Source organism: Streptomyces spiralis, assembly GCF_014654675.1.
Taxonomy (GTDB): Bacteria; Actinomycetota; Actinomycetes; order Streptomycetales; family Streptomycetaceae; genus Streptomyces; species Streptomyces spiralis.
Map to the genome: position 1 here is coordinate 15,353 of NZ_BNBC01000012.1, position 16,490 is coordinate 31,842.

The 16,490-nt window shown below is 70.9% G+C and carries 12 protein-coding genes and 1 pseudogene; 10 read left to right on the forward strand and 3 right to left on the reverse strand.

The features are described from left to right. Window positions 1-2 precede the first annotated feature (2 nt). The 6 genes and pseudogenes from IE318_RS14635 to IE318_RS14660 all read left to right on the forward strand — a co-directional run bounded on the left by IE318_RS14635 (window position 3) and on the right by IE318_RS14660 (window position 5,887). On the forward strand, window positions 3-1,046 hold the full coding sequence (locus tag IE318_RS14635; protein WP_189900466.1) for an agmatine deiminase family protein: 1,044 nt from the start codon (window positions 3-5) through the stop codon (window positions 1,044-1,046). Window positions 1,047-1,072: 26 nt separating this feature from the next. Further along, window positions 1,073-1,582 (forward strand): hypothetical protein, encoded by a 510-nt coding sequence (locus IE318_RS14640; RefSeq protein ID WP_189900468.1) that lies wholly within the window; start codon window positions 1,073-1,075, stop codon window positions 1,580-1,582. After that, the gene (locus IE318_RS14645) at window positions 1,579-2,178 is read left to right on the forward strand and encodes a TetR/AcrR family transcriptional regulator (protein WP_030183176.1); all 600 of its coding nucleotides are present in this window, start codon (window positions 1,579-1,581) and stop codon (window positions 2,176-2,178) included. The genes IE318_RS14640 and IE318_RS14645 overlap by 4 nt, the downstream gene beginning before the upstream one ends. A gap of 79 nt (window positions 2,179-2,257) precedes the next feature. Beyond that, window positions 2,258-3,559 (forward strand): MFS transporter, encoded by a 1,302-nt coding sequence (locus tag IE318_RS14650; protein ID WP_189900470.1) that lies wholly within the window; start codon window positions 2,258-2,260, stop codon window positions 3,557-3,559. Between the two features lie 282 nt (window positions 3,560-3,841). After that, window positions 3,842-5,446, forward strand: a complete 1,605-nt coding sequence (gene cimA / locus IE318_RS14655; protein ID WP_030183182.1) for a citramalate synthase — start codon at window positions 3,842-3,844, stop codon at window positions 5,444-5,446. 13 nt (window positions 5,447-5,459) lie between these two features. Continuing rightward, window positions 5,460-5,887 (forward strand): annotated as a pseudogene (locus IE318_RS14660) (VOC family protein). 13 nt (window positions 5,888-5,900) lie between these two features. Here the strand turns inward: IE318_RS14660 and IE318_RS14665 are convergent. Next, window positions 5,901-6,515, reverse strand: a complete 615-nt coding sequence (locus IE318_RS14665; protein ID WP_189900473.1) for a GPP34 family phosphoprotein — start codon at window positions 6,513-6,515, stop codon at window positions 5,901-5,903. Window positions 6,516-6,612: 97 nt separating this feature from the next. Then, window positions 6,613-8,490, reverse strand: a complete 1,878-nt coding sequence (locus IE318_RS14670; RefSeq protein ID WP_189900475.1) for a ricin-type beta-trefoil lectin domain protein — start codon at window positions 8,488-8,490, stop codon at window positions 6,613-6,615. Between the two features lie 242 nt (window positions 8,491-8,732). On the opposite strand from IE318_RS14670, the gene IE318_RS14675 reads away from it, so the two are divergent. Together IE318_RS14675 and IE318_RS14680 are read left to right on the forward strand one after the other, a co-directional pair. Next, window positions 8,733-11,771, forward strand: a complete 3,039-nt coding sequence (locus IE318_RS14675; protein WP_189900477.1) for a glycoside hydrolase family 3 protein — start codon at window positions 8,733-8,735, stop codon at window positions 11,769-11,771. A gap of 170 nt (window positions 11,772-11,941) precedes the next feature. Continuing rightward, a complete protein-coding gene (locus tag IE318_RS14680; RefSeq protein WP_189900479.1) occupies window positions 11,942-13,327 on the forward strand; it encodes a hypothetical protein in 1,386 nt (461 codons plus the stop codon). A gap of 155 nt (window positions 13,328-13,482) precedes the next feature. Here the strand turns inward: IE318_RS14680 and IE318_RS14685 are convergent, their stop codons facing one another. Next, window positions 13,483-14,097 carry a YceI family protein gene (locus IE318_RS14685; RefSeq protein WP_189900481.1) on the reverse strand — a complete coding sequence of 205 codons (615 nt, stop codon included), beginning with the start codon at window positions 14,095-14,097 and terminating at the stop codon, window positions 13,483-13,485. Between the two features lie 291 nt (window positions 14,098-14,388). Between IE318_RS14685 and IE318_RS14690 the strand changes: the two genes are divergently transcribed. After that, window positions 14,389-14,886 (forward strand): hypothetical protein, encoded by a 498-nt coding sequence (locus IE318_RS14690; RefSeq protein ID WP_189900668.1) that lies wholly within the window; start codon window positions 14,389-14,391, stop codon window positions 14,884-14,886. A gap of 372 nt (window positions 14,887-15,258) precedes the next feature. Further along, on the forward strand, window positions 15,259-16,490 hold a 1,232-nt coding region (locus tag IE318_RS14695), incomplete at its 3' end, for an acyl-CoA carboxylase subunit beta (RefSeq protein WP_229903520.1).

A 16,490-nucleotide genomic window follows, 5' to 3' on the forward strand; every position in this document is an offset into this window, starting at 1 on the left:
TGATGAACACCCCCGCCGCCGACGGCTTCCGCATGCCCGCCGAGTGGACGCCGCACGAGCGCACCTGGATGGCGTGGCCGGGCCCCAACCCGACCTTCGACACCCCCGAGGACCTGGCCGCCTCCCGTGCGGCCTGGGCGTCGGTCGCCCGTGCCGTACGCCGCTTCGAACCGGTCACGGTGGTGTGCGGCCCCGGCCAGTCGGCCGAGGCACGTGCCCTGCTCGGCGAGGACGTCGAGACCGTGGAACGCGACCTCGACGACGCCTGGATGCGCGACATCGGCCCCACCTTCCTCACCGATGGGCAGGGCGAACTGGCCGCCGTCGACTGGACGTTCAACGGCTGGGGCGCGCAGGACTGGGCCCGCTGGGAGCACGACGCGAAGATCGGCGCGTACGTCTCGGACCTCGCGGGCGCCAGGACGTACGCTTCGCAGCTCGTCAACGAGGGCGGCGCGATCCATGTCGACGGCGAGGGCACGGTCCTGCTCACCGAGACCGTGCAGCTCGGCCCCGAGCGCAATCCGCACTGGACGAAGGAGCAGGTCGAGGCGGAGATCCACGCCCACCTCGGCACCCGCAAGGCCATCTGGCTCCCGCGCGGCCTGACCGGCGACTACCCTCCCTACGGCTACGGCACCCTCGGCCACGTCGACATCGTCGCCGCCTTCGCCCGCCCCGGCGTCGTCGTCGCCCACCACCAGCCGGATTCGGCCCACCCCGACCACGAGGTGACCCGGGAGGTCATCGGCATCCTTAAGTCGGCCACCGACGCCCGCGGCCGCCGCCTGGAGGTCGTCGAGGTGCCCGCCCCGACCGTCCTGGAGGCCGACGGCCACTGGGCCGACTACTCCTACATCAACCACTACCTGTGCAACGGCGGAGTCGTCCTGTGCGGCTTCGACGACCCGCGCGACGAGATCGCGGCCGGCATCTTCCGCCGCCTCTTCCCCGAGCGGACGGTGACCCTGGTGGACGCGCGGACGATCTTCGCGGGCGGGGGCGGCATTCACTGCATCACCCAGCAGCAGCCGAAGGTCCGGTGAGGCGGGCGCTCCGGTAGAACATACGGGTGGATGTACTGCTCTGCGCCGCGTGTGGCCGCCCGCTGACCCGGCCCGTCCGGCTTCTGCCCGGCCTTCCCGACTCCCCGTCCTGGGACGGGCTGCCCGGCCCCGACGGGCTGCGGCGGGCCCCGGCGCGCATGCCGCGCGGGACCTACGCCGCCGACCCGCTGCCGTACGGGGCGCCCTTCGTTCCCGCCCCGGACGACGAGGAGTACGACGGAGTGGTGCCCGGAGGGAAGTCGATGTCCGACGAGCGCGGACTCCTCGTCTCCGCCGGGCCCCGCGGCACCTGGGTGCTGCACCCGCTCGACGCCGCCGGACTCGACGCCCATCCCGACCTGCACCGGCACATCGGCTGCTGCGGCCCCTGCGGCGAGTACGGTGCCAACCGGCTGTGCCCGTGCGGCGCCGAGGTGGCGATCATGGCCGGCGACTGCACGACCGACCACGAGATCCGCTTCGTCCCGGAGAGCGTCCGTGTGACGACTGCGCCCGCCGCGGAGGGCGCCGCATGACCCGCCGCCGCACCCCGGCCCCGCCCCGCGAGGACGTCCTCGCCGCGGCCATGGACATGATCGCGGAGCGCGGTCTGGAGAAGCTCACCATGGCGGGGCTCGGCCGGGAGGTCGGTATGAGCAGCGGCCATCTGCTGTACTACTTCCACTCCAAGGACGAGCTGCTGCTGCAGACCCTGGAGTGGAGCGAGGGCAGACTGGGCGCCGAGCGCGGGCGGCTCCTGGCCCGCCCCGGGACCGCGCGGGAACGTCTGTCCGCGTACGTCGACCTGTACGTCCCCGACGGCCACCGCGATCCGCACTGGACCCTGTGGCTGGAGGTGTGGAACCGCTCGCAGAACGCGGACGACGAGGCGCGCGCCCGGCAGGCGGCCATCGAGGGGGCCTGGCACCGCGACCTGGTCGCGCTGATCGCCGAGGGCGTGTCGCGCGGTGAGTTCCGCCCGGTCGACGCGGACCGCTTCGCGGCGCGGTTGCGTGCGCTGCTGGACGGGTTCTCCATCCACGTCGCCATCGGGTTGCGCGGGACCGACCGCGACCAAGTGCTGGCGCATGTGCGCGAGTTCGTCGAGCAAGGGCTCGCCGCGACCTCCTAGGGGTGTCTCGCCGGTCATGCCGGGCTCGCGGCGCCGGGAAAAGGAATCGTTTCCTCCGCCGCCGGGCATGTACCGCCGCATGGGACGAGAGCACTGGAAGAAGATCTGGATCGGTTCGGCCGGGAACATGGTGGAGTGGTACGACTGGTTCGTCTACGCCAGTTTCGCCACCTACTTCGCCGGGGCGTTCTTCCCGCACGGCAACCCCACCGCCCAGATGATGAACACCGCGGGCATCTTCGCCGTCGGCTTCTTCATGCGGCCGGTGGGCGGCTGGCTGCTCGGCCGGGTGGGTGACCGCAGGGGCCGCAAGGCGGCGCTGACGCTGACCGTCACCCTCATGTCGGCGTCCGCCGTCCTCATCGCCGTCGCGCCGACGTACGCGGTCGCCGGATACGGGGGCGCGCTGGTGCTGCTCCTCGCCCGGCTGCTCCAAGGGCTGTCGGTGGGCGGCGAGTACGCGGCCAGCGCGACCTACCTCACCGAGGCCTCCGACCCGCGCCGGCGCGGCTTCGCCTCCAGCTTCCAGTACGTGTCCATGACCGCCGGCCAGATCGTCGGCCTCGGCCTGCAGATCGTGCTCCAGCGCACCATGTCCGACACCGCACTGCACAGCTACGGCTGGCGCATCCCGTTCGTCGTCGGCGCGCTCGGTGCGGCCGTCATCTTCTACCTGCGGCGCAGCATGCTGGAGAGCGAGGTGTACGAGGCCGACGCCACCGGAGGCGAGGAGCGCGGCACCCTGCGGGCGCTGTGGGCGCACAAGCGGGAGGCGCTGCTGGTGATGGCCCTGACCATGGGCGGCACGGTGGCCTACTACACGTACACCACCTATCTGACGAAGTACCTGTCCAACTCCGCGGGCCTGCCCAAGCGGACCGCGACCCTGGTCTCCTTCACCGCGCTGATCGTCTTCGCCTGCCTCCAGCCGCTGGCCGGCCGGCTGTCCGACCGGATCGGCCGCCGCCCGCTGCTGATCACCTTCGCGCTCGGCTCGACCTTCCTGACCGTGCCGATCATGACGCTGCTGGGGCACGCGGGCGGCTTCTGGCCGGCGCTCGGGCTGTCCCTGCTGGCGCTGGTCGTGGTCACCGGCTACACCTCGATCAACGCCTGCGTGAAGGCCGAACTGTTCCCGACCGGCGTGCGAGCCCTCGGCGTGGCCCTCCCGTACGCCCTCGCCAACGCCCTGTTCGGCGGTACGGCGGAGTACGTCGCCCTGTGGTTCAAGAACGCCGGCGCCGAGTCCGGATTCTTCTGGTACGTGGCGGGCTGCGCGGCCGTCTCCCTCGTGGTGTACGTCACCATGCGGGAGACGAAGGACCTGGATCTGACCCGGGTGAAGACCGCACCGAAGTCCAGGCTCACGCCCGCATCCTGAGACGGCGGTGAGCACGGGGGCGCAACTGTGCCAAACTGCCCCCGTGCTCTCGTTCGCCATGATTATTGGCAGCAGGCGCGCCGGTCCGCAGTGACCGCCACGTACGACCAGGTACGGGCGGCCACCGTCGTCCTCGACCCGCGCGCAGACCTCTCGCACCCGCGAGGGGTTTTTCGTTTTCTGGCCCACCTTCAGCCGGGAGCGAAGCGCGAGGGAGTATTGGGGGGATGGTGGAGCCGGTCATTCCGGTACGACCGAGATCCCACACAGGAGCCTTGAGACATGTCCGAAACCAGCCGGCTGGACGATTCGTTCCACGTCTTCGACACCACCCTGCGCGACGGCGCCCAGCGCGAGGGCATCAACCTGACCGTCGCGGACAAGCTGGCCATCGCCCGGCACCTGGACGACTTCGGCGTGGGGTTCATCGAGGGCGGCTGGCCCGGCGCGAACCCGCGGGACACCGAGTTCTTCGCCCGCGCCCGGCAGGAGATCGAGTTCCGGCACGCCCAGCTGGTCGCCTTCGGCGCCACCCGGCGGGCGGGCGCCAAGGCGGCGGACGACCCCCAGGTCAAGGCGCTCCTGGACTCGGGCGCCGAGGTGATCACCCTCGTGGCGAAGTCGCACGACCGGCATGTGGAGCTGGCGCTGCGCACCACCCTGGAGGAGAACCTGGAGATGGTCCGCGACACCGTCTCCCACCTGCGTGCCCAGGGCCGCCGTGTCTTCGTCGACTGCGAGCACTTCTTCGACGGCTACCGCGCCAACCCCGAGTACGCCAAGTCGGTGGTCCGGGCCGCCTCCGAGGCGGGCGCCGACGTGGTGATCCTGTGCGACACCAACGGCGGCATGCTGCCCGCCCAGATCCACGCCGTCGTCTCCACCGTCCTCGCCGACACCGGCGCCCGGCTCGGCATCCACGCCCAGGACGACACCGGCTGCGCCGTCGCCAACACCCTGGCCGCCGTCGACGCCGGCGCCACCCATGTGCAGTGCACGGCCAACGGCTACGGCGAGCGGGTCGGCAACGCCAACCTGTTCCCGGTCGTCGCCGCCCTGGAACTGAAGTACGGCAAGAAGGTGCTGCCCGAGGGGCACCTGCGCGAGATGACCCGGATCTCGCACGCGATCGCCGAGGTCGTCAACCTCACCCCCTCCACCCACCAGCCCTACGTCGGCCTGTCCGCCTTCGCCCACAAGGCCGGCCTGCACGCCTCCGCGATCAAGGTCGACCCGGACCTGTACCAGCACATCGACCCCGAGCAGGTCGGCAACACCATGCGCATGCTGGTCTCCGACATGGCCGGCCGCGCCTCGATCGAGCTCAAGGGCAAGGAGCTCGGCATCGACCTCGGCGGTGATCGCGAACTGGTCGGCCGCGTGGTCGAACGCGTGAAGGAGCGCGAACTCAAGGGCTACACCTACGAGGCGGCCGACGCGAGCTTCGAACTGCTGCTCCGCGCGGAGGCCGAGGGCAGGCCCCTGAAGTACTTCGACGTGGAGTCCTGGCGGGCCATCGTCGAGGACCGCCCCGACGGCACCCACGCCAACGAGGCCACCGTCAAGCTGTGGGCCAAGAGCGAGCGCATCGTCGCCACCGCCGAGGGCAACGGCCCGGTCAACGCCCTCGACCGCGCCCTGCGCGTGGCCCTGGAGAGGATCTACCCCCAGCTGGCCGCCATCGAGCTGGTCGACTACAAGGTCCGCATCCTGGAGGGCAGGCACGGCACCTCCTCCACCACCCGTGTCCTCATCTCCACCTCCGACGGCAAGGGCGAGTGGTCCACCGTGGGCGTCGCCGAGAACGTCATCGCCGCCTCCTGGCAGGCCCTGGAGGACGCGTACACCTACGGGCTGCTCCGGGCGGGCGTCGAGCCGGCGCAGTAGCCACGGTGGAGGCATGACCACCGACACCACCGGCCCGCTGTCCCGGGCCCGCGTCGCGACCCGGCTGCCCGCACGGGACCTCGACCGGGCCCGCCGATTCCACGCCGAGAAGCTGGGCCTGGGGCCTGCCCGGCGGCTCACGGCGCAGACGCGGGGGCTGGCCCGAGTTGGCCGGCGCCGTTGCCTTTCTGCACCTTGATCCGCCGGACAGGCCCCGAACCCGTGGACGAGCGCCCCGGTGGACTGCTGTACCGGTGCTCGGGCGTGGACTTCGTCGTGTTCGGCTCGACGGGCTCCGCGCCCGGCACCTTCACCCAGATGGCCTTCGAGGTCGACGACATCGAGGGCAACTACCCCAGCAAGGGCGCCCGCGGCGAGCGGGGTGCCTGGTTCCGCGACAGCGAGGGCAACCTGCTGGGCGTCGGCGAGCCGGTCCGGTAGCCGCTCCAGGCGGTCAGGGCGCGCGCCAGATGTTGTCGAAGGCCGCGTCCTCGATGCGACGCCGCTGCCGTACGGCCTCCAGCTCCTGTACCGCGTCGTGGACGGCGGCCAGCACGGTCAGCGCGGCCTCGTCGTCGGGCTCGGCGGCCTCTTCGGCCTCGTCGTCCGCCTCGGCCGGGATGCCCAGCGCGGCGGCCAGCCCGGCGAGGACGGGCTCGCGGTCGGCCCAGCGGTCGGCCGCCGCGCGCCGCGCCGGCGAGTCGACCGGCACCGGCCGGTCGGACCCCCGGGGCATCCACCGGTGGCGCCGCCCGGCCACCTGCCCCGTCGCCTCCAGCACGTCGACATACGTCGAGGCCAGCCCGCGCCCCCGGCGCCACAGCCAGTCCTCGACGGTCTCGTACGGCGCCTCGCGGACCAGCGCCGCCCCTGCCTGGTCCAGCAGGCGGTCATCCGTGGTCGGCACCAGTCCGGGCAGGATGCGCTCCCCGTCCAGGGAGACGGACCCGGCCGACAGCAGGTCGACCAGTTCGGCCCCGGCGAGGGCCAGCGACAGGTCTCCCTGCTCCACGGGGTGCGTGCCCGGAACGTCCAGGGTGACGAAGAACAGGTCACGCGGTGTGCTCATGCCGGACTCCAGGTCGGGGCGGTGACGTCGGCGGGGCGTCCCCGACCGGTCGGCCGGCCCGGCCGACCGGTCGGGCCATGCCCTGCCTGACGATACGTCACCTCAGCTGCCACTTCTGGTTCGCCGCCCCCGTGCACGACCAGATCTGCGCCCGTGCGCCGTTGGCCGAGGAGTTGTCGGTGACGTCCAGGCACTTGTCCGCGGCCAGGTTCACCACGTCACCGGTCGACGCGTTGTACGACCACTGCTGCGCCCCGGTGCCATTGCAGTCGTACAGCTGTACCTTCGCGCCGTCGGCCGTCGAGCCGGACGTCACGTCCAGGCACTTGCCGAGCGCCTGGATCGAGCCGTCCGCCCGCACCGTCCACTGCTGGGCGGCCGAGCCGTTGCAGTCGTAGAGCTGCACGGGCGTGCCGTTCGCCGACGAGGCACCGGCCACGTCCAGGCACTTGCCCGCCAGTCCCACGAACGCCCCCGACCGGCTGCCGCCGCCCGACTGCGTCCCCGACCAGGTGAAGGTCGCCGAGGTCTTGCCCGGCAGCGAGTAAGTGGCGTGCTGCGAGCCCCAGTCGATGGTGACCGTCTTCGCGCTCGACGCGTCGTTGTAGGCGATCAGAGCCTTGCTGCCGTCCGGGTTGCGCCAGGCCACGTTCGGCACGGACGACGAGGCGGTCGACGCGATCCGCTGCGCGCCCGGCCGGACGAACTTCGTCAGATGCCCCATGTCGTAGTACTCGACGGTGTAGTCCACCTGCCCGGACTGCGCGTCGCCGTTGTGCACCGTGATGAGCCCGCTGCACGTCCCGCATCCGCCGTTGTTCGGCCCGCGGTCCTGGTCCACCGCCAGCGACCACTTCGTCACCGACTTCGCCCAGTTGCGCGTGTAGTCGACGATGTTGAGCATGTCCTCGCGCTGCTGGTTCGCGATCCAGGTGCCGCCCGAGTGTTCGGTGCCGAAGGCGTCCAGCTGCGGGTACCGGTCGTGGACCGTGGTCTGCTTCGTGACGTCACCGCCGTAGCCGTGCCAGGCGATCCCGCCGAAGTTCGGGTGCGAGCGGACCGCCGCGTCGTCCACCGTCTGGGCGGCGTAGGAGTCGTAGGTGTCCCAGTTCCAGTCGTGCGCGAGGACCTTCGTGGTCAGCCCGGCCGCCTGGAGCTTGGGCAGCAGCTCGCTCTTGGTGAAGTAGGCCAGACCGGAGGCGTTCCAGCTCATGGACGGATAGCCCGAGCAGCACGTCGGCTCGTTCTGCGCGGTCACGTAGGAGACGGGTATGCCCTGGTCGCGGTACGCCTGGAGGTACTTCACGAAGTACGCGGCGTAGGCTCCGTAGTCCTCCGCCTTCAGCCAGCCCCCGTTGAGCGAGCCGCTGTCCTTCATCCAGGCCGGCGCGGTCCACGGCGAGGCCATCACGGTCAGGGACGGGTTGAGCTGGAGCGCCTGCCTGGTGAGCGGGACGACGTCCGCGAGGTCGTGCGCGATCGAGAACTTCGCCAGGGACGGGTCGCTCTGCCCGGCCGGCACGTCGTCGTAGGTGTACCCGTAGCGCGCCAGGTCCGAGGCGCCCATCGGATTGCGCAGGAACGACAGTCCGATGCCGTCCGTCGGCGAGAACAGCTTGCGCATGGTCGCGTCCCGGGTCGCCGGGGACAGCGCGCCGCTGCTGTTCATCAGCCAGGCCGCGGTGTCCGTGAAGGACGCGCCGCCGCCGGTGAAGGTCTGGTAGCGGGTGTTCTCGTCGACCGTGATGTTCTCGCCGTCGCCTCCGGTGCCGGACTGGAAGGCGAACGGTGCCTGCTGCTGGAGCCCGCGGACCACATGCCGCCCGCCGGAGTCGTCGGTCGTGGTCAGCCAGGCGGTGACCTGCTCACCGGCCGCGTGCGCGGACGGAGCGGTCACGGTGGTCAGCCCGGCGGTGGCCAGCAGGCCCGCGAGGAGCAGCCGAGCCGTGCGCAGAGGTCTTCTCGGTCTTCTCATGGATGCGCCGCCCTTCTGGGTGGGGGATGGGAGGCGTGACGAGCCGTGAGTAAATGACGACATCTCAGGGCCGTCAAGGGGTCGCGCGTTCACAAGCCGAAGGAACAACGCGTCTACTTCGGCCGTGAGTTGCTGCCGTACCAGTCGTTGTGTGAAGCCTTGACGGTTCGAGCGCCGCCCTTGTTAACTCACGCCGTGATCTAAGTCATGAGCGAGTCCCCGAGTCGCGGGAAGGTCCGTCCATGCGAAGAACCGCCCTGCTCGCCTCCGCCACCCTGCTCACCGCGCTGATCCCGCTGGCGTCCGCGCACGCCGCCCCGGATCCCGCGCCCGACCCCGCCCCGGTGCCCGTCGACCGTTTCGAGGGCGAGGTGCCCTTCGCGAACCAGCCGGCCGAGGGCATCTTCACCTGGGGTGGCGACAGCGACGATCCGCCCACCCTCCAGCTCGCCGCCCGTCCCGACGCCCCCGAGGGCGCCAAGGTGCTCTCCGGCACCTACGACATCAGCGGCTACGGCGGCTTCACCCACGACTTCGCCGCCGACCGGCCCGCCCACGACTGGTCCGCCCACCAGGGCATCCGCTTCTGGTGGGACGGCCAGGACAACGGCAGGAAGATCGCCTTCGAGATCAAGGACGGCGGCGCGAACGGCGAGGCGTCCGAACTGTGGACGACCTCCTTCACCGACGACTTCAGCGGCTGGAAACAGGTGGTGCTGCCCTTCACCGACTTCACCTATCGCACGGACTACCAGCCCGTCGGCGGCATCGACCACGTCCTCGGCCTGACGCAGATGTGGGGGTACGCGCTCACGCTCCCGGCCGGCACCAAGGGCGACTTCGCCATGGACGACGTGGAGTTGTACGGCAAGGCCGACCAGTCGCTGCGCGCCTCCGTCACCACCGACGCGCCTGTCTATCCGGTCCACGAGGGCGGCACGGCCGCCGTCAGGATCACCCTGGCCACCACCGGCTCCGCCCCGGTCGACGAACCCGTCACCGTCGAGTACCGCACCGCGGCCACCGGCTCCGCCCAGCCCGGCAAGGACTACACCCCCGTCTCCGGCACCCTCACCTTCCCCGCGGGCACCGCCTCCGGGACCTCCCGGACCGTCGAGGTCCCCACCCTGAAGGACAGGTCGGCCGAACCGGCCGAGACCGTCCCGCTCCAGCTCACCGTCACCGGCGCCAAGGCCCCGGCCGAGACCCCGCAGGTCGTCGTCGACGCCCATGGACTGCCCTACCTGGACAGCCGGCTGCCGGTGCAGAAGCGGGTCGCGGACCTGGTCTCCCGGATGTCCCTGGAGGAGAAGGCCGGGCAGATGACCCAGGCCGAGCGCGGCGCGATGTCCGCACCGGGCGACATCGCCGCCTACGGCCTCGGTTCACTGCTCTCCGGCGGCGGCTCGACCCCCACGCCCAACACCCCCGAGGCCTGGGCGAAGATGATCGACGCCTTCCAGCTCCGCGCGCAGGCCACCCGCTTCCAGATCCCGCTGATCTACGGCGTGGACGCGGTGCACGGCCACAACAACCTGGCCGGCGCCACGATCATGCCGCACAACATCGGGATCGGCGCCACCCGCGACCCGCAGCTCGCGGAGAAGACGGGCGCGGTGACGGCGAGCGAGGTGCGAGCCACCGGCGTCCCCTGGGACTTCGCGCCCTGCCTGTGCGTCTCCCGCGACGAACGCTGGGGCCGCTCCTACGAGTCCTTCGGCGAGGACCCGGCGCTGGTGACCTCCATGGAGACCGTCATCCAGGGCCTCCAGGGGCGGGCCGACGGTCGTGACCTGAGCCGCGGCGACAAGGTGCTGGCCACCGCCAAGCACTTCGTCGGCGACGGCGGCACCGAGTACGGCTCCTCGACCACCGGCACGTACACCATCGACCAGGGCGTCACCAAGGTCACCCGGCAGCAACTGGAGGCCGTCCACCTGGCGCCGTACCAGACCGCCGTCGACCGGGGCATCGGCACGGTCATGCCGTCCTACTCCTCGCTCGACATCGCCGGGGACGGGCAGGGCCCGGTGAAGATGCACGCCCGCGGCGACATGATCAACGGCGTGCTCAAGGACCGGATGGGCTTCGACGGCTTCGTCATCAGCGACTGGAACGCCATCGACCAGCTCCCCGGCGACTACGCCTCCCACGTCCGCACCTCGGTCGACGCGGGCGTCGACATGATGATGGTCCCGTACACGTACAAGGACTTCAGCACGACGCTGATCGACGAGGTGAAGGCGGGCCGGATCAGCGTCAAGCGCATCGACGACGCGGTGTCGCGGATCCTGACCGAGAAGTTCCGGCTGGGCCTCTTCGAACACCCCTACGCCGACACCAGCGGCGCCGCGCAGATCGGCTCCGCCGCGCACCGGGCCGTCGCCCGTCAGGCGGCCGCCGAGTCCCAGGTGCTGCTGAAGAACACCGGCGGCGTGCTCCCGCTGAAGAAGAACCAGAAGGTCTACGTCGCCGGATCCAACGCCGACGACCTCGGCAACCAGACCGGCGGCTGGACCATCACCTGGCAGGGCGAGTCCGGCAGCCACACCCAGGGCACGACCATCCTTCAGGGCATGAGGAACGCCGGGGGAGACGTCACCTACTCCAAGGACGCCTCCGCGTCCACGGACGGCTACGACGTCGGCGTGGTCGTCGTCGGCGAGACCCCGTACGCCGAGGGTGTCGGCGACGTCGGCAACGGCCACGGCCTCCAGTTGTCGGCCGCCGACCAGGCCGCCGTGGACAAGGTGTGCGCGGCGATGAAGTGCGCGGTGCTGATCGTCTCCGGGCGGCCGCAGCTGATCGGGGACCGGCTCGGGAAGATCGACGCCCTGGTCGCCTCCTGGCTGCCGGGCACCGAGGGCGACGGCGTCGCCGACGTGCTCTACGGCAGGCGTCCCTTCACCGGGCAGCTCCCCGTGACCTGGCCGAAGTCGGAACAGCAACTGCCGATCAACGTGGGCGACGCCTCCTACGACCCGCAGTTCCCCTACGGCTGGGGCCTGACCACCCTCACCAAGGCGCCCTCGGGCGGCACGGCGACGTTGAGGGCGCTGGGCCTGGCGGCGACGGCGGCCGAGAGGGCGCACGCGGCCCAGGCCGGCCGCGCTCTGGTCACCCAGGCCCGGCTGATCGTCCAGCAGAAGGTGACCGGGGCGGGCGGCAGCGGCATGAGCGCGGCGGTGGCCAAACCCTTCGCCGACGCCGACCACCTGCTGCTGACCGGCAGGTACGGGGCGGCGGTGGAACGGCTGACGGCCGCGTACCGGGCGGCGTGAGCGGGACCACCTGACCGGAACGACCGAGCAGGAGGTGAGGTGCCTCGCCGGGAACACCCGGCGAGGCACCTCCCGTATGCGCCCACATGATGCTCAGGCGAAGCCGTACGAAGCCCGGCCGAAGTCCCTATGAAATGACCGAATTATTGCCTTTCGGGTAGCTTCGAACCATGAAGGCCGTCGCTCTGACCCGAGCCCCCGCCCATCTGCTGGTCGCGCTCGTGGTGGCCGTCATGGCCGTCCTGTCGACCGGTGCCCCGCCCTCGGCCGCGGCCACCAGCGTCTCGGCGGTCGCGCAGGCGCTGCGCAAGAATCCCGTCTACGTCGATCCGGCGGCCTCCGCGCAACTGCCGAAGGCCGACGCCGACACGCTGGCCCGGCAGATCAAGGACGCGGACAAGCCGCTCTTCATCGCCGTGCTGCCGGCCGACTTCCCGACGCAGAACCTCTTCATCGATCTGCGCACCGCCACCGGTGTCACCGGCGCCTACGCCATCCGCCTGGGCGACCGCTTCGACGCCCGCGCCGATGCCTCGGTGCTGTCGGGCACCGCCGTGCGGAACCTCGTCACCAGCGTCCAGGGCGAGAACGCCAGGGCCCAGCTCACCGACTTCACCGACCGGGCCCTTGCGAACATGGGCGGCTCCGCCCCGTCCACCTGGGGCACCTCCGGCCACGGCGGCGGGGTGTCGAGCACGGCGCTGATCGTCGCCGCCGCCGTCCTGGTGGCGGGCGGCGTGGGCGCGTACGCCCTGGTCCGGCGCAACAGCCGGCGCCGGGCGGAGGAGCGGCGGGCCGCCCTGGACAGGCTGCGGGTCGTCGTGGACGAGGACATCACCGCCTTCGGCGAGGAGCTGGACCGCCTCGACTTCCATCCGGCGGAGCCCGGCGCGGACGACGCCATGCGTGCCGACTACGAACGGGCCCTGGACGCCTACGAACAGGCGAAGCAGCGCATGACCGAGGCCCGCGCACCCGAGGACGTGCGGGCCGTCACCGAGGCCCTGGAGGACGGCCGCTTCTCGCTCGCGCAGCTCGCCGCCCGCCGCGAGGGCCGCCCCCTTCCCGAACGCCGCCCGCCCTGCTTCTTCGACCCGCGCCACGGACCCTCGGTCGCCGACGCCACCTGGTCTCCCGCCGGCGGCACGGCCCGCGAGGTCCCGGTCTGCGCCGCCGACCAGGTCCGCCTGGCCGAGGGCCGCGACCCGCGGATCCGCGAGGTCGACACCGACTGGGGCCGCCGCCCCTACTGGGACGCGGGCCCGGCCTACGGCCCCTGGGCGGGTGGCTACTTCGGCGGCGGCATCCTCCCCGGGCTCCTGGTCGGCACCCTCCTCGGCAGCATGATGGCCGGCCCGGCCTACGGCGCCGACTACGGCACGGGCTACGGCGACTTCGGCGCGCACGACGGCTTCGGCGACCACGACGGCGGCGATGTGTCCGGAGCCGACTTCGACCCCGGGGACTTCGGCGGCGGCTTCGGCGACGGGGGCTTCGGCGGTGGTGACTTCGACGGGGGCGGCGGAGGCGGAGGGGACTTCGGGGGCGGGTTCTGAGCGTGTGGTGCCCGTCCGTGCGGCAGCGCACGTGACGGACCGGGCGTCCATGTGACGCGAAGGCGCCCGCCCTCCCTTACGGGGGAGTGGAGGGCGGGCGCGTTCAGGGGGCGCTCAGGCTCCGCGGCGCGGGCCGCGGGCCGAGCCGCTCAGGCTCAGGCCTGCCGGATCGCCGAGATGTCGAAGTTCAGCTTGATCTTGTCGGAGACCAGGACGCCACCCGTCTCCAGCGCGGCGTTCCAGGTCAGGCCCCACTCGGAGCGCAGGATCTCGGCCTTGCCCTCGAAGCCCACGCGCTCGTTGCCGAAGGGGTCCTTGGCGGCGCCGTTGAACTCCAGGTGGATGGTGAGCGGCCTGGTCACGCCGAGGATGGTGAGGTCGCCGGTGATGCGGTAGTCGTCGCCGCCCAGGGCTTCCGCCTTGGTGGAGCGGAAGGTCATCGTCGGGAACTCGTCGGTCTTGAAGAAGTCCGAGCTCTTCAGGTGGCCGTCGCGGTCCGGCGAACCCGTGTCGATGCTGTCCATCGTGACGTCGATCGAGGCCGTGGACGCGCCGGGGTCGGTGCCGTCCAGGTGCAGGGCGCCGCTGAAGTCGGTGAACTTGCCCTTGACGTTCGTGACCATGGCGTGCCGTGCGACGAAGCCCAGCGTGGAGTGCGCCGGGTCGATCGTGTACTCGCCGGTCAGTGCGGCGAGGTCCGGGTTCACGGCGGCGGCGGTGACGGTGGCGGTGCTCTCGGGGCTGTTGTTCTTGCGGCCGAAGATGCCCATGGGGTGCTCCTTGGGGACGGGATCACTCGACGCGGAGGTGGAGCGCCGATGATGTTGAATGTTCAACCAGGTCAACAGTGACGACCGTAGACCTATTCCGTTCGAGTTTCAACATCATCGTGCGGGTGTCCCGAAAACGCCTGGGATCACCGCCTGCGGCCCTCTGGCGGACGCGCGTAGAACTCGGGCACCATCTCCCTGCACCCCTTGCGCAATCCGCACCGCCTGCACAGCCGTCCCACACGCAGCTCGGCCAACCGCAGGAAGGGTCCCATGAAGATCAAGAAGGTCATGAAGGCGCGGGCCACTCTCACCGCGCTCGCCCTCGTCGTCGCCCCCGGTGTCGCGGTCGTCGGCACCGCGACCGACGCCTTCGCCGTCACCAAGATCAGCCACGCCACCGCGACCCAGATGTTCCGTGAGGTCGGCATCACCTGGTCCTCCTCCGGCAACTGCTCCGACCGGAACAACCCCACCTGTACGTCCTTCGAGCAGCTCAACCTCGCCACCGCGCAGGGCGCCCAGACCCTCAAGCGCGCCAGTGGCTGCGCCCTCAACATCACCGGCGGGACCGAGACGGGTCACGCCTCCGGCACCTACTCCCACTGGAACGGCTACAAGCTCGACTACGGCAAGAACACGTGCATCACCGGCTACATCAAGAACAACTTCAGCTACATCGGACTGCGCGGCGACGGAGCCCCGCAGTACAAGTCCGGCTCCGGCAACATCTACGCCGACGAGGGCAACCACTGGGACGTCCTGTACTACAACTGCGGCGGCTGCTGAGCGGCTGCCGCGCCCGGCCGGTCCGCCCGGAGGCGCAGGCGGTGTGCGCCGTCGACCTCCGGACGGACCGTGCGGCACCATGGAGGGGGCCCACGCCCGCGGCCGGCCAGATCTCATGACGCGGCATCACCGTGACCCTCGGCTCCCCCCGTCTGGGCCTGTGTGTCACTCCAGGGATGGCATGCGCCACACACGAATGTGAGGTGGCTCTCGCGCCCTGACTTTGTGTGACCTCTACAACGCCGGAGCCCTCTGAGCAGTCGGAAAGGCTGCAAGCCCCTTGGGTTCTGTTCAGGGGTACCAGGAAAACGGGCCCGAGACTGTACGGAGTCGACGGCTCGCTTTCCTAGGTGTCCTTCGTAAGGTCACTACATGACCGTTTTGGAAGAGACGACGGGTGAGCCGACCGGCGAGCCGACGGACGCGCGCGGGCGGGTCGCCGAACTGCACGGGATTCGTGCGCAGGCGGTGGCGGGTCCCAGCGAGAAGGCGACCGCGGCGCAGCACGCCAAGGGCAAGCTGACCGCACGGGAGCGGATCGAACTGCTCCTGGACGCCGGGTCCTTCCAGGAGGTCGAGCAGTTGCGCCGGCACCGGGCGACCGGTTTCGGCCTGGAGGCGAAGAAGCCGTACACCGACGGTGTGATCACCGGCTGGGGCACGGTGGAGGGCCGCACGGTCTTCGTCTACGCCCACGACTTCCGGATCTTCGGCGGCGCGCTGGGCGAGGCCCACGCCACGAAGATCCACAAGATCATGGACATGGCCATCGCGGCCGGCGCCCCGCTGGTGTCGCTGAACGACGGAGCGGGCGCCCGCATCCAGGAGGGCGTCTCGGCGCTCGCCGGTTACGGCGGCATCTTCCAGCGCAACACCAAGGCCTCCGGCGTCATCCCGCAGATCAGCGTGATGCTCGGCCCGTGCGCCGGCGGTGCGGCCTACAGCCCGGCGCTGACCGACTTCGTGTTCATGGTCCGCGAAACCTCGCAGATGTTCATCACCGGCCCGGACGTGGTCAAGGCCGTCACCGGTGAGGAGATCACCCAGAACGGCCTCGGCGGCGCGGACGTGCACGCCGAGACCTCCGGCGTGTGTCACTTCGCCTACGACGACGAGGAGACCTGCATCGCCGAGGTGCGCTACCTCCTCTCGCTGCTGCCGCAGAACAACCGCGAGACCCCGCCGCGCGTGGACACCGGCGACCCGGTCGACCGCCGCAGCGACGTTCTCCTGGACCTGGTTCCGGCGGACGGCAACCGTCCGTACGACATGGCCAAGGTCATCGAGGAGATCGTCGACGACGGCGAGTACCTGGAGGTCCACGAGCGCTGGGCGCGCAACATCATCTGCGCGCTGGCCCGCCTGGACGGCCAGGTCGTCGGCATCATCGCCAACCAGCCGCAGGTGCTGGCGGGCGTGCTGGACATCGAGGCGAGCGAAAAAGCTGCGCGGTTTGTCCAGATGTGTGACGCTTTCAATATCCCGATCGTCACCTTCCTGGACGTCCCGGGGTTCCTCCCCGGTGTCGACCAGGAGCACGGCGGGATCATCCGGCACGGCGCGAAGCTGCTGTACGCCTACTGCAACGCGACCGTGCCGCGGAT

Bases quoted from the DNA above. Each gene is read 5' to 3' on its own strand.
- IE318_RS14635 (WP_189900466.1), top strand. From the start codon at position 3: ATGAACACCCCCGCCGCCGACGGCTTCCGCATGCCCGCCGAGTGGACG.
- IE318_RS14670 (WP_189900475.1), bottom strand. From the start codon at position 8,490: ATGAGAAGACCGAGAAGACCTCTGCGCACGGCTCGGCTGCTCCTCGCG.
- IE318_RS14680 (WP_189900479.1), top strand. From the start codon at position 11,942: ATGAAGGCCGTCGCTCTGACCCGAGCCCCCGCCCATCTGCTGGTCGCG.
- IE318_RS14675 (WP_189900477.1), top strand. From the start codon at position 8,733: ATGCGAAGAACCGCCCTGCTCGCCTCCGCCACCCTGCTCACCGCGCTG.
- IE318_RS14645 (WP_030183176.1), top strand. From the start codon at position 1,579: ATGACCCGCCGCCGCACCCCGGCCCCGCCCCGCGAGGACGTCCTCGCC.
- cimA (WP_030183182.1), top strand. From the start codon at position 3,842: ATGTCCGAAACCAGCCGGCTGGACGATTCGTTCCACGTCTTCGACACC.
- IE318_RS14685 (WP_189900481.1), bottom strand. From the start codon at position 14,097: ATGGGCATCTTCGGCCGCAAGAACAACAGCCCCGAGAGCACCGCCACC.
- IE318_RS14690 (WP_189900668.1), top strand. From the start codon at position 14,389: ATGAAGGCGCGGGCCACTCTCACCGCGCTCGCCCTCGTCGTCGCCCCC.
- IE318_RS14665 (WP_189900473.1), bottom strand. From the start codon at position 6,515: ATGAGCACACCGCGTGACCTGTTCTTCGTCACCCTGGACGTTCCGGGC.
- IE318_RS14650 (WP_189900470.1), top strand. From the start codon at position 2,258: ATGGGACGAGAGCACTGGAAGAAGATCTGGATCGGTTCGGCCGGGAAC.